The organism is Stutzerimonas stutzeri (genome assembly GCF_024448935.1).
Lineage (GTDB): Bacteria > Pseudomonadota > Gammaproteobacteria > Pseudomonadales > Pseudomonadaceae > Stutzerimonas > Stutzerimonas stutzeri_AO.
Genome location: NZ_JAMOIE010000051.1, coordinates 1 through 12,839, shown reverse-complemented (window position 1 = coordinate 12,839; position 12,839 = coordinate 1). Strand labels below are relative to the sequence as shown.

12 protein-coding genes and 3 pseudogenes are annotated in these 12,839 nt (G+C 59.7%); 10 read left to right on the top strand and 5 right to left on the bottom strand.

The window, feature by feature from the left end; translation table 11 throughout:
• Positions 1 to 13: 13 nt before the first annotated feature.
• From NA637_RS15000 to NA637_RS14970, 7 genes are all read left to right on the top strand, one after another.
• On the top strand, positions 14 to 2,542 hold the full coding sequence (locus tag NA637_RS15000) for a hypothetical protein (RefSeq protein WP_023118070.1): 2,529 nt from the start codon (positions 14 to 16) through the stop codon (positions 2,540 to 2,542).
• Positions 2,539 to 3,159, top strand: coding sequence for a YcbK family protein (locus NA637_RS14995; protein ID WP_009681552.1), 621 nt, complete (start codon positions 2,539 to 2,541; stop codon positions 3,157 to 3,159). Before NA637_RS15000 ends, NA637_RS14995 begins: the two co-directional genes overlap by 4 nt.
• A complete protein-coding gene (gene dsbG / locus NA637_RS14990; RefSeq protein ID WP_009681551.1) occupies positions 3,147 to 3,941 on the top strand; it encodes a thiol:disulfide interchange protein DsbG in 795 nt (264 codons plus the stop codon). The genes NA637_RS14995 and dsbG overlap by 13 nt, the downstream gene beginning before the upstream one ends.
• An 82-nt stretch (positions 3,942 to 4,023) precedes the next feature.
• A complete protein-coding gene (locus NA637_RS14985; RefSeq protein ID WP_009681550.1) occupies positions 4,024 to 4,425 on the top strand; it encodes a hypothetical protein in 402 nt (133 codons plus the stop codon).
• A 195-nt stretch (positions 4,426 to 4,620) separates the two neighbouring features.
• Complete coding sequence (locus tag NA637_RS14980; RefSeq protein WP_009681549.1) at positions 4,621 to 4,779, top strand: hypothetical protein; 159 nt, start codon at positions 4,621 to 4,623, stop codon at positions 4,777 to 4,779.
• A 5-nt stretch (positions 4,780 to 4,784) separates the two neighbouring features.
• Entirely contained in the window at positions 4,785 to 6,407 is a 1,623-nt protein-coding gene (locus NA637_RS14975; protein WP_009681548.1) for an ArdC family protein, read from the top strand.
• Between the two features lie 15 nt (positions 6,408 to 6,422).
• Positions 6,423 to 7,079 carry a hypothetical protein gene (locus tag NA637_RS14970; RefSeq protein ID WP_230639388.1) on the top strand — a complete coding sequence of 219 codons (657 nt, stop codon included), beginning with the start codon at positions 6,423 to 6,425 and terminating at the stop codon, positions 7,077 to 7,079.
• Here the strand turns inward: NA637_RS14970 and merR are convergent.
• Positions 7,069 to 7,467: an Hg(II)-responsive transcriptional regulator gene (merR, locus tag NA637_RS14965; RefSeq protein WP_003089120.1), complete on the bottom strand. Its 399-nt coding sequence runs from the start codon at positions 7,465 to 7,467 to the stop codon at positions 7,069 to 7,071. The genes NA637_RS14970 and merR overlap by 11 nt on opposite strands.
• A 74-nt stretch (positions 7,468 to 7,541) precedes the next feature.
• Between merR and NA637_RS14960 the strand changes: the two genes are divergently transcribed.
• From NA637_RS14960 to NA637_RS14950, 3 genes are read left to right on the top strand one after another with little or no spacing between them, the layout of a single operon-like run.
• Complete coding sequence (locus tag NA637_RS14960) at positions 7,542 to 7,892, top strand: mercuric transporter MerT family protein (RefSeq protein ID WP_003089115.1); 351 nt, start codon at positions 7,542 to 7,544, stop codon at positions 7,890 to 7,892.
• Between the two features lie 12 nt (positions 7,893 to 7,904).
• Entirely contained in the window at positions 7,905 to 8,180 is a 276-nt protein-coding gene (merP, locus tag NA637_RS14955; protein ID WP_003150552.1) for a mercury resistance system periplasmic binding protein MerP, read from the top strand.
• A 7-nt stretch (positions 8,181 to 8,187) separates the two neighbouring features.
• Entirely contained in the window at positions 8,188 to 8,400 is a 213-nt protein-coding gene (locus NA637_RS14950) for a GDCCVxC domain-containing (seleno)protein (RefSeq protein WP_003089113.1), read from the top strand.
• 12 nt (positions 8,401 to 8,412) lie between these two features.
• On the opposite strand, the pseudogene NA637_RS14945 reads toward NA637_RS14950, so the two are convergent.
• The 4 genes and pseudogenes from NA637_RS14945 to NA637_RS14930 form a co-directional block, all read right to left on the bottom strand.
• Positions 8,413 to 10,920, bottom strand: a pseudogene (locus NA637_RS14945) (Tn3 family transposase); the annotation flags it as partial.
• A 140-nt stretch (positions 10,921 to 11,060) separates the two neighbouring features.
• Entirely contained in the window at positions 11,061 to 12,152 is a 1,092-nt protein-coding gene (locus NA637_RS14940) for an IS5-like element ISPa8 family transposase (RefSeq protein ID WP_121693434.1), read from the bottom strand.
• Positions 12,153 to 12,242: 90 nt separating this feature from the next.
• Positions 12,243 to 12,734: pseudogene (locus tag NA637_RS14935) on the bottom strand (DUF4158 domain-containing protein); the annotation flags it as partial.
• 3 nt (positions 12,735 to 12,737) lie between these two features.
• Positions 12,738 to 12,839: pseudogene (locus tag NA637_RS14930) on the bottom strand (putative toxin-antitoxin system toxin component, PIN family); the annotation flags it as partial.

Sequence of the window (12,839 nt, the reverse complement as noted above, 5' to 3'; positions counted from 1 at the left end):
TGGGTATAGGCGCATGGTTCACGGCGTAGAGAAGCATCACGAGATTAAACGGACGCGAATCTTTCGGGATACGCGGCCGTTTTTCGAACAGATCCTGGAAGACTTTTCGTCGTTTCACGCGATTCTTATCGTCTACGTCATACTGGTGTTTCCGCTATTCTTTCTTCCTGCGCTGTTTGAGCTGAGTCTTGTTCTTGGCTTGATCTACAGCTTTATTCCACTCTCGCGCAAGCCAGATATTCCGTTCAGGAAGCGCAAGTCTCTGAACGAACTGGATCGCAACGATAAGCACCCAGGTACTGGCAAGCCTCAGCAGTCTCGTGGCATCGCCTTCATTGGTAATCGGAAGTCCGATAATGCGGAAATATGGGCGGCCAACGAAGATCTTAGAACACACGCTTTCATTATAGGCTCGACCGGGGCCGGTAAAACCGAAGGGCTGATTTCAATCGCTTATAATGCCCTGGTTTGGGGGTCGGGCTTCGCATATACAGACGGAAAGGGCGATGTAAGTCTCTACGCCAAGATTTTTTCAATGGTCCGTTCCATGGGGCGCGAAGACGACCTCCTGGTAATCAACTACATGACCGGCAACGCTGACACAACGAAAAAGCGATCCGACAAACTTTCAAATACCTATAACCCGTTTGCGGTAGGCAACAGCGAGAGCCTAATTCAGCTCGTGGTTAGTTTGATGGATGCCGGCGATGCCAAAGGTGATATGTGGAAGGGGCGTGCAATTAGCTTCATCAGTTCGGTTATGCCGGCGCTGGTGGATCTGCGCGACCAAAGTTTGCTCATGTTGCATATCGGTGCTATTCGGGAGGCCCTGCCCTACCCTAAATATTTCGAGCTGATGAATAATGTTAACATCAGCCAGAAGTCCAGGGACATGATGCAAGCCTTCTTGTATGACGTGCCAGGTTATAAGCGCGATAAAGGTGAGAATCAGTCGGCAACCTTTAACGAGCAGTACGGGTATCAGCAAATGCAGTTCACCCGTATTCTGAGCTCCCTTGCCGATACCTACGGGCATATTTACCATACGCCTCAAGGGGAAGTGGTACTAAAGGACGTTGTTGTCAATCGACGCATCTTCCTTGCTCTACTTCCGGCACTGGAGAAAAGTCGTCCCGAGTTAGGCAACCTTGGGAAGATCATTGTGGCTGGCATGAAAGGCATGATGGGTGCCCAACTGGGTAATAAAGTTGAGGGTAGCAAGTTGGAGTTGTTAGACTCTCGACAGACTACGGCCCCAACCCCATTCATCGCGATATTTGATGAACTAGGTTATTACATCCCTGACGACGCGGCACTGATGTGGGCTCAGGCTCGTAGCCTCGGATTTGCTCTCATCGCGGCAGGCCAGGACCTGCAGGCGTTCTACAGAACATCGAAAGAAGAGACGCTCGCCATTGTCTCTAACAGCAACATCAAGATTTTCGGAAAACTTGAGGACCCAACCGATACCTTTGACTTGGCCGTTAAACTTGCCGGGGAGGCCTACGTGTCAGTGGTGGACGGCTACGAGATGGCCGATGATGGTGCAGGAAGTTATCGCGGTAACACTGGTGCACGAATTGAACGTGTCAGCCGCGTAGAACTCCAGGACTTCAAAGAGCAGGTTGAGGGTGAGATCCACTTCATGGTGAAGTCGGATATCATCCGCGCTCGAATGTTCTATGCAGACTTCTCTGGTAAACGCTTGAGCAAGGAATACCAGCTAAATCATTTCGTGAAGGTGATCCCGCCCAACGAGGCTGAGCTGAAGGCTTTCAGCATCAACACACAAGAACTACGTGAAACACTGCGCTCACTTCCGCTCGCGAAACAGCGCTCCACTGATGGCTTCTTCGGATATGTGGCCGAAGTAGAGGCTGGAGAGCGCTACAAGCAGTACCTCACCGCGAAGCTGGGTGTGGAGCGGGGGATCTGCTTGTTGCTGGGATACGACGACTCGGCGGTTGCGCCAGTGGTCGACCAGGACGATGGCAGTGCCGGCGGCGCAGTTGGGAATGGGAGTGCGCTTGCACAAGCGCCGACGAGCGATAGCGACGCTATGCCCTCTCTTGCCCAGGCGCCGGGTGGCGCGGATCAACCTGCTCTCGCAGCAGCCCCTGTGGTGGCCGCCGGTGATGATGCAGGAATCGTATTCGACGGTGGCCAGCTCGCTTCGATCAACATCTTCGCCGAAGTTCCGCGTGAACCGTTCGGCATCGACATCGTGGCGCTGGCATCTGCCGCTATACCAATCATCGAAACCGCGCTGGAAGGTCGGGTCCAGCGCCCTGCAGAAGAGACGCCTCCAGCAGGACAAGGTGGCCTGCTCGACGAGCAGGCTACCCGAGTGTCGTTGAACAGTATCGCCTTGGGTCTTGGGGCGCCCGCCGCTGAAGCAGGTGCAATGGTGGAGAACATCATCCAGGCCGCGACGCAGGGCTCCGAATACCCGGTTCCTCCTAAGCCTGAGAAAGCGGGCAAGGACCAGGAAATGGAGGATGTCATGAGCAACCTGGAGTCGCTGATTGGGGGGCGTGCATGAGCATTGAGTTGGCCATGTCCCGCCGAGATTTGCTGAAACGCTCTGTAGTGGCTGGGATCACCGGCATGGGGGCCTTCACTTTCAGCGCCCCGTTGCTCGCTTCAACCGGCTTGCTGCTGCCTGCCAATTACGCGAACCAGGCGGACGCAGCGGCATTCTGGGCAAAGCCTCGGGTGTTGAACCTCTATCGGCCATCTACCGGCGAGCACAAGCAGATCTGCTACTGGCGAGATGGCCACCTCGATTTGGCTGGATACCGCGAGGCCTGCCACATGCTGCGAGATGTCCGTGCAGGCAAGGCTACGGAGATCGATTTGCGGCTGCTCAACCTCCTCCGGGGTCAACAGGGATGGCTGGAGCTTGCCTATGGCTTCAAAGAGCCCTACCAGGTCAACAGTGGATATCGGACGAAGGAAACCAACGAGGCTACAGAGGGTGCAGCACGGGACTCGTACCACACGAAGGGGCAAGCGTGCGACGGAAAGTTCCCGAGCCTTCCGATCGAATATCAGGGTCGCCTGATGTCAGCTTTCCGTACTGGCGGGGTGGGCTTCTACATAAACCGTCAAAAATTTATTCATTCCGACGTAGGGAGGGTTCGATATTGGGTACGTTAGTCGGCAAAGTGCTATCACCCATTGCTCTGGCTGCTTTTGCAAGCCATGCTGCCGCCGCCGAAACGGCTGAGGTGACTCCCGTGGAGTCCTACCTCATGTCCAAGGGGAACATGATCGTTCAGGCGTTCCCAGCGGCTTCTGGTATGAAAGGGATCGTTGTCGATAACGGTGCCGAAAAGCGCTTGTTCTACGTCACGCCCGATGGCAAAAGTCTGTTAGCCGGTGTGATGTTCGATACACAAGGCGCCAATCTTACCAGCGTGGATCTGGCTCGTACTGCGAGTGTAGAACCGGTTCCGCAGAGTAGTCAGTCCGCAGACAGTCTGGCTCATGCTTGGAAGCAGGCCGAGCAGCTGAAATGGCTGGCGGAGGGGGATGCTGATCGCGTGATGTACGCCTTCTTCGATCCGAACTGCGCGTACTGCCACGAGTTATGGGGCATGCTCCGGGCGCCGGTTGCCGCAGGTGACGTTCAAGTTCGCTGGATCCCGATTTCCATTCTCCGGGCGTCGAGCAACGAGTTGAACGCAGCGATCTACCAGCAGGCAGCTACCGAAGGCGTGCTGATCCCGATGGCTGAGATGGCGAAGCGTCAGCTGCAGCCGGCGACAGTCACCGAAGACATTCGCCAAAACCTTGCGGACAACCTGGCTCTATTCCGCCAGGCGGGGTTTCGAAGAACTCCGATGATTCTTTACCGGGACCGGGACAAGGGCCAGGTAAAGGTATTTGAAGGTGCGCCACTTCCCCAGGAGCTGGCGGTGATGCTCAAAAAAGAGTAGCGACCAAGCTACCAATAATGAACACTTCCTCTGCGCGGCCTACCAGCATCTAGGTCGCGCTAGCTTCAAGGAACACGTGACGATGGAAAACGCAAAAGAAGTATTCGACGGACTCATTCAAACAGTTGTCTCGGAGGCCTTGCTGGCCGACGCCATTGAGCAGTATGCCGAGGTGGAGATCGCTGATCCGAATGAGCGTGAGGAATTCGTTGAGACGTACTCCGACGAGACATACCAGCCCGTGGTTCGGAAAGCAGTTTTGGATGTGGTGGTGGCTGTCGCGGCCGCTGATCGCCTCGTCGAAGACGTCGCCTTCCGGATGGTTGTCGGAATGCTGGAACCTGAGGAAAGCAATGAGGTGATTCGAGCCATGAAGCTCGTCATGCTGGACAAGATTACTGAGGACGCCTTGTCCGATATGGATGATCTTGCAGGCCTCAAATTCAAAGGTCGCATGGACTACTTCCGTACCTGCATCGGCTAAGTCCCGCCTAAAGCGCTCCCCCTTCCCTTACCGGCTCCGGCGCACCATGTGCTTCCCAGATGGAGCTGGCCTTCTTTTCTTGGCATCCTGCCAGGCCCGGCGACGGGTCTTTTCGCGCTCAAAATTGACTATCGTTTGTTTTTAAACGCCTCAGTTAATAGAATCATGGTGATTTCCCCCTAGATGGAGACTGCCATGAGCGATACCGCCAACACCAATACACAGAAGATCCTGCCTGAAGTCGGCGCCCGTGATATCCCCCACGACGATCTGGGCTGGCAGGAAGTCCGTGACCTCGGGCTGGACGCCGTCCCGGGCGATCTGCAGGATGCCGAAGATCTGGACGGGGAGTAAGGCTGATGGCCCTGATCAAACGCCTTCGTCCCAGCGATTCGGCGACACAGGCGCCGCCGGCCCATGCTCCTGTAGCCTCTAACAATGCCAGCCGGCAGGACACGAAGCTTTCTTTGTTGCAACTGGAGGCCATCAGGGTCTTCCGCACCCTGAAAGGCCGAAGCTGGAAAGCCGAGCTGAACAACTGCTGGAGTCGCTCCAGCTACCCAGGCCTTGGGACTCAGCATGCGGCCGTTCTGCAGCAGCTTAGAAACGAGTTTGGCCCTGAGTGGCTGCAAAAATTCAGCGTCAGTCAGCAACAAGATGCGCTGTATAAGGCTGCGCAAGAAGCGCTGCAGGTCGAAGAGTTACTCCGACACGATTCCAACGCCACGTCTGAGCAGATTTCCAGGGTCAAGGATGATCGTAAGACGGCAGAAGCGACTGCCATGCTGTGGGAGCGCGGCGATGATCGGAGCTTTAGCGCCGATGGCCCGTCGGTCCGCTTGAGCATGAGCGATGAGGCGCCGGCAGCCTCGTCGTCACCGGCATTGCCATCCAGCCCTCCCCCGATCGAGGAGCCGATTGATCCCCTCGAAGCAGCAGCCGAACCTGGTCGACGGAAGGGCGCTGGAGCTGGGAAAAAAGGGAAGCACGAGCGAGGTGCGCCTCGTGACCACTACCAAGAGGTGACGGATCAGATCATATCCGCCATCGAAGCTGGAGCAGAGCCTTGGCGATGCGAGTGGGATAACACACCGCGATGGCCGATGAATCCCGTAACCGGCAAGCCCTATCATGGCATCAACGTGATGCTACTTCTTTCGCAGGGTTACCAAGAGAACCGGTGGTGCTCCTACAAGACCGCGCAAGCTCAAGGCTGGCAAGTCCGTGGCGGTGAAAGCGGCTCCAAGATCTACTTCTACAAGCGTCTCACCAAGGAAACCGGCGAGCTGAGTGCGACCGGCGAACCAGAAGTTCGCGTCATACCGCTTCTTCGCAGTTACTCGGTTTTCAACCTGGCACAAATGGACGGGGCTCCTGAGCTGGAGACCACTGGCCGCGGAGAGAAGCTGCTTTCATCCGAGACTCGGGATATCTGCGAGGAGATCATTGAGGCTTGCGGGGCCGACATCGTCCATGGCTTCCGCCGCGCAGGCTACTCCCCTTCCGAGGACAGGATCTATATGCCCGACAGGGAGTCGTTCTCCTCCGACGCCGAGTACTACACCACTCTGCTGCACGAGATCGCACACTGGTCAGGTCACGAAAGTCGCCTAGCTCGTGAGTTCGGGCCCAGCCGCGACTCAGATGAATATGCTCGCGAGGAACTGCGTGCGGAGATGGCCAGCGCCATGATGGCCATGCGGCTTGCGCTGCCCGGAAGCGTCGATGGGCATGCGGGCTACGTCGACCACTACCTGCAGGTCCTCCGCAACGACAAGAAGGAGATTTTCCGTGCCTCGCGTGATGCGGAGCGAATGGCTCGATATGTACTCAGCTTCCATCCCGACTTCCGTGAGGAATTCGAGGCAGAACACCGGGACCAGATGACGGCCGCGGTTGCGGCAGGCGCCCCGGATGACATTTTCGACGCCAGTGACTTCGACTTCGAGCCGGACTTAGAGCTTGAAGGTCCTCGTCCTTAACACAGGTACACAGACATGTTGAACAGTATCGACGACGTTCTGGCGCACTGGCCTGCAGAGGAGCACTGGCCAGTCACCGGAGTACGCGACCGGGTGACGGATCTCCTGCAGCGCTTCGATGATCTGGAGCAGCTGCATCGTTTCTGGACGACGGTACGGGAAATGCGTTTTCCCGGCACCTATGGTCAGACTCCCTGGCCTTTCTCGTGTCGATTGGCCCACTTGACCTTTGATGTCGCAAATCCTCATCAGAAGCTGATGGATGACATCGAGCGCTACCGTGATTCGAGTGACAGCTCCCTGGTCGAGAGCTGTCATGAGGAGCTGCGAGCCCTCATGGCGCTTGAAAACAGGATGATCGTCCAGGATCCGCATCGGCGATTCGCGGACCGGATTTTTCGAGCACTCGGGCAGGGCCTTCAGCAGGGTGTGAAACCCGTGCAGCTACCAGGTGGTCATGTGTTGGCCGCCCCCCATTACGCGGCGCTCGTGTGTGATGGGATAGGCCCGCAGACGGTGCCCATGTGCGCCGTGCTCGCATTGTCACCGAAGCTCCTGGATAGCGAAGTGGGGGTTTGGGGAGCAATGGAACCAAAAACCAACGTAAGCTCTGAATCCCACCGTAAAGGGGCTTTCCGATCTCCAGCTCACCCGCCAGGCATTACTCTCTGATCAGTGCCTCGATGATCGGGCAGATCGTTCCGCCGTCTCCCGCATCACATTGCTGCACCAGTTCGCCTAACAGTTGCTGCATGACGACCAAGTCGGCCATCTTCTGCTCGATCAACGCGAGCTTGCGTGCAGCCCGTGCTCGCGTTTCGGCACAGGCGCACGACTCATCCAGCGTCAGCAGTCCACCGACTTCCGAGAGCGTGAAACCCAGCGCCTGAGCCCGCTTGATGAAACGCAGTCGCTTCACCATGTCCACCGGATAGCGCCGATGGCCACCCAAGGGTTTGGCTGGTTCATCCAGCAGCCCGCGTCGCTGGTAGTAGCGGATCGTCTCGACGTTCACCCCGGCGGCGTCTGCCAGCTTGCCAATGGTCAGCTCTGTGGCCATCACTTTCTCCTTGATTCCGTACTTTGGTACGGAGTTTAGAATAGCACCTAGGCAATCAGGCTCAGGAGATGGGAATGGGGATGCAACTCACCGGGAAAGGCTCGCTGGTCGCGAGTTCGCTGACCGCCATCGGTGCGTCGGTGTGCTGTGTCGGGCCACTGGTGCTGTTGGCACTCGGTGTCGGCGGTACGTGGGTGGGCGCTCTGACCATGATGGAGCCACTACGCCCCCTCTTCATCGGGTTGACTCTACTGTTCCTGGGATTGGCATTCCGCAAGCTCTACCTGGTGCCACAGGTTTGTACGCCAGGTACACCCTGCGCCGATCCGCGCACGCTCGTGCGACAGCGACTCGTGTTCTGGATCGTCAGCGTGCTGCTGCTCGGCCTATTGGCCGTGCCGTGGCTCGCCCCGCTGTTCTACTGAAGGAGATTAACCATGCGCAAACTGCTGATCGCCGTGCTTTTCGCCTTGCCCTTCGTGGCGCTGGCGGCTCCCCCGAAAACCGTCACGCTCGACGTGCAGAACATGACGTGCGGACTCTGTCCGATCACGGTCAAGAAGTCGCTGGAGAAGGTGTCCGGCGTGAGTGACGTCCAGGTCAATTTCGACCAGAAGACGGCGACCGTCACCTACGATCCCGATAAGGCCCAGCCCGAGGCACTGACTGAGGCGACCGCGAACGCGGGATACCCCTCCACAGTGCAGAAGTGAGGTCACGATGAGCGCCATTGTCCTTGAGTCCGTGCTGACTTGCCCGCGCTGCGGCTTCGCCAAGCCGGAAACCATGCCCACGGACGCCTGCCAGTTCTATTACGAGTGCAGCAACTGCAAGGCGCTGCTGCGCCCCAACCCAGGGGATTGCTGCGTTTTCTGTTCGTTCGGCTCGGTGAAGTGCCCGCCGATCCAGCAGCAGCTTGGGTGTTGCTCATAGCGTTTAGGGGGATCACAGGTCGTCGTCTGGATTACGCAGTGGCCGCAGCTCGCCGCGCGCAACTTCTTCCGGTACCGCAAAGGAATACCGCCCGAGCATGTTGATGTGCTCGTAGATCAGCGGCGATAGCCGGGCCAAATCCTCTTCCAGCACTGGATAGCCGTGCTGCTTGAGCCGTTCCACGGCCGCCGTCATGTAGAGGGTGTTCCACAGCACGATGATGTTCACCACCAGGCCCAGAGCACCGAGCTGGTCTTCCTGGCCTTCGCGGTAGCGCTGGCGGAGCTCGCCGCGTTTGCCGTGGAACACGGCGCGGGCCAGGCTGTGCCGGCCTTCGCCTCGGTTCAACTGGGTCAGGGTGGCGCGGCGCTTGGACTCGTCGTCGATATAGGTCAACGTGTGCAGAGTCTTTTCGATCCGCCCGAATTCGGCCAGCGCCTGGGCCAGCCGGGTGGGTCTATCTCCCGTTTGCAGCGTGCGCATGATGCCAGTCGCCGGCACCCGGCCGAGTTTGAGCGAGCCGGCCAGGCGCAGCAGGTCGTCCCAGTGCTCGGCGATCAGGTCGAGTTTGACCGACTGGCGGGCCAGCCCGTTGAGCTTGCCGTAGTCCGCGTCCGGGCGCGTGCGCCAGAAGCGGGTACCGCCGACATCGGCCAGCCGCGGACTGAAGTGGTAGCCAAGTAGGCGGAAGAGCCCGAACACCACATCGCTGTAGGCCCCGGTGTCGGTCATGATTTGCGTCGGCTGCAACTCGGTCTGCTGTTCCAGCACGACCGCCAGCAACACCAGGCTGTCGCGCAGCGTGCCGGGCACGGTGATGGCGTTGAGGCCGGAGAATTGGTCGGAAATCAGGTTGTACCAGGTGACACCCCGGCCGGTGCCGAAATACTTCGGATTGGGGCCGGCATGCACGGTGCGCACCGGTACGACGAAGCGCATGCCATCGGCGGAGGCGACCTCGCCGCCACCCCAGACTTGGGCCAGTTCCAGTTGGCTTTGCGCTCCGACCAGGATGGCGTTAGCCGCTGACAGGGTGTCGTCGCGGATATAATTCTGGCTGACCCAGGACAGCCGGTCACGGCGCAGCGCCGGGTTGTCGGTGCGGATCAAGGGCTCCAGGCCGGTGTTGCAGGCCCCGCCCAACAGCACCGCGCAGAGGCTGGTGACCAGGTTGTCGGCGCGTGCATTGCGTTCGGAGACATGGGTGAAGGCCTCGGAAAAGCCAGTGCGGGCGGCGATTTCCAAGAGGATTTCCGGCAGATCGACACGCGGCATCAGGTCAGACACGGCCGCCCGCAGTTGCAGCAACGAGCAGGGCTCGTCCAGCTTGTCCAGCGCCCCGAGCGACAGTTCGGTCTTGCCCTCGGTGTTCTCGCTCAGTTGAATCGCCGGGTTGTCGGGCAGGCGCGCGGCTACTGCCAGCCAGGTTGCATCCAGCTCGACGGACAAGGCGTCCAGGGTGGTTTTGGCGTCGATGGTCAGGCCCAGTGACCGGCAGATGATCGGTCGCGCCGCCAGCCATTCGGCACCGTCGAGCAGGCCAAGGCGCGGGTCGGCATAGCGCCAACTGGGCGAGACGAAGACATCGCGGCGGCGCAGGGCCGTGCGCAGCGCATCGAGCGTGCAGAACACATAGGCACCCATGTCGAGGGAGCCATCTTCGCGGGTGATGTGCTTCTGCCAAGCCTTGGCCACGATCTCCTGCGGCGCGTCATCCTCTGGCTTCCGGCGCGGCAGGTTCAGTTGCAGCCACTCCAGACTAGCCGCCACGCCCTTGCCGGCCGGGCTGAAGCCGAAGCGGATGTGCTTGAGCAGGTCGGGCAGGAAGCGGCGCACGCTGCGGTAGCGCGCTTCCAATGCAAGAAAATAGACGTCATCTACCGGGCGGATCAGCGCGTTGACCTCTTCCAGGGCCTTTTCCAGGGTGGTCCTCGGCAGGTCGTTGAACAGCCGGGCGCGCACGTTGTCATCGCTGATCGAGCTGTCCAGCACGACCTTGCACGCGGCGGCGAGCGTCGCGGCCGACCGATCCAGGTCTTTCAGGCTGCGCATGCGGGCTTTCTTGTCGGCCTTCTCCGCGTTGCTGAACAGGTCGCGCAGCAAGGCCTCCAGGACTTCCAGTGCGTCGTCGTGCGCAGTCGCCTCCAGGCAGAGTGCGAAGGCCACCAGTGTCGCCATCCGCCGCGACGCCGGCAGCCGATTAATCGCGGTGACCTTGGCCGTGTTGGCGAAGCGGGCCAGGGCGGCGATACGGCTGGGAGGGATGTGCGCCGCCGCCGGCAAGGTGATGCCGATGCCGCGCACGTCATCGAGCCGGCGCAGTGCCCGAATCAACGCGGGGCCACTGACCATGACCGGGCCGGAGCGCAATTGATCCAGCCGGGAGCTGCGGTTGCCTTCGGCCACCGTCAGCAAGTCTTGCAGTTGCAATCGCTGTTCCTCAGTCACGCTGCGGCCCAGCGTAAACCAGAGGCGTTCTTCGACCCGACTGCGCAACTGGGCGATAAAGCGCTCTAGCAGCCTGTTGAAATTCGCCGCGATGATTACGTCCACTGCTTCTGGCAGCAGCGGTCGCGCTCGTTTACTTCCCGTTTAGGGCACCAATCGATGGAAATAGTCCGATTTGGCGTGCTCCAGGCGCACCTTCCCCGTCAACGCGCTCATGCCATTGAGCCTGTAGCCAGCAGCTTCGGCAGGCGTACCAGGTTGCTTGCCGCCATGGCCAGCTGGAACAGCGCGTCGACACGCTCAAGTCCGCGTTGCTTCACCTGGCGCAGGCCTGCCGCCGCCTTGAGCCAGCCGAAGTGGGTTTCGATCCAGGCGCGAATCTTCAGGCTCAGACCATAGCCGGCGTGGCGCGTGGTACGGCCATCGATGGCGCTGCGCCGACCATTGGTGTTCTGCGCAACATGGGGTGTCACGCCGAGGGCACGACAGGCGGCCACGAAGTCTGCCGTGTCGTAAGCCTTGTCCGCGGCCAAGGTGCGTCGACGGCGACCACCCAGCTTGCTCAGCATCGCCAGCGCGGCTTCGCGTTCGCCATGGCCACCGGCCAGAGTCACATGAGCACTGCGCACCAGGCCACTGCGGTGTTCCATCAGCACATGCCCCATGTAACTCAGCTGCGCGCCGGTGTTGTGGCTCTTGCGGTACAGCCGGGCATCCGGATCGCTGGTCGAGGCGTGGGTGTCGTTGCTGCGCTTGTGCCCCTTGAAGTCCGGCGGGGCATTGCGCGGGCCGGGGCCCGGGTCGTCTGGCGTATCATCCTTGGGACGGAAACTCTTCTGAGAGGCCCAGGCTTGCAGCAATGTGCCGTCGACCGAGAAGTGCTCATCCGAGATCAGCCCCTGTTTCTCTGCCAGGCGCACCACCTCGCTCAGAAATTCGGTGGCCACGGCCTGGGCATTGAGACGGTCACGGTTCTTCGAGAAGACCGAGTGATCCCACACCGGATCATCGATGGCCAAGCCGACGAACCAGCGGAACAGCAGGTTGTAGCCCAGTTGCTCCATGAGCATCCGCTCGCTGCGCAGCGAATAGAACAGCTGCAGCAACTGCGCCCGCATCAACTTCTCGGGGGCAATCGAGGCGCGGCCGGTGTCGGCATACAAGGTGTCGAACAGGGCGCTCATCCGCTGCAGAGCGGTGTCTGCCAGCTTACGGATGGCGCGCAGGGGGTGAGTCGCTGGCACGAAGTCATCGAGCTTGGCGACAGTGAACAAGGATTCCTGAGTGATATCGGCGCCACGCATGGAAATCGGGGTTCCCGGCAGATTGGAGCCGATATCGTAAACCTTACACGGCAAAGTCAGACAGGCCGTAGGCGAATTTCAACAAGCTGCTAGTTGAGACACACCAGGCAGGAGGACTTTCTGTGTGAACAGCCACGAGGTGGCTCGCTCAAACAGCACTCCCGGCCGGTCGGTGCCCGTCCAGCAGAGGGCATACAGCCAGCGGCTCAAGCGAAAGCCGATGCCCGGATCGGTGAAATGACGATAGCCAAAGCGGTTCTGAATATCGGTGGCATGTATCCAGCGGCGATGATCGCTATAGCGCTGGAGGCAGTCGGGGTCTGGAATCGCCAGTTGTCGGCAAAGCACCTGCAGGACTTCCACCGGCACGGCGGCGGGCTTGTCCGGCAGAACGCCAACGAAGCGGACGGTGGTCAGCAGAACGGCATAACCCAGACGGTTATGGCTACCCCGCAGCACCTGGATGGCTTCACGGTCTTCATCGCTCAGGTGGAAGTAACGTTCCAGCTCTTCACGGCTGGGCGAATCAACATAGCGGCCAAAACCGTCGCGTTGCTCTTGAGTCAGAAAACCGACCGGCATTGATCACAGCACCTCGACGCAGAACACGGCGGGCGTGACGATCCGCGTGCGTTCGATGTGCCCGCGTTGCAGCAGGCCGGCGCGGCGATCACCGGTTACCAGGTA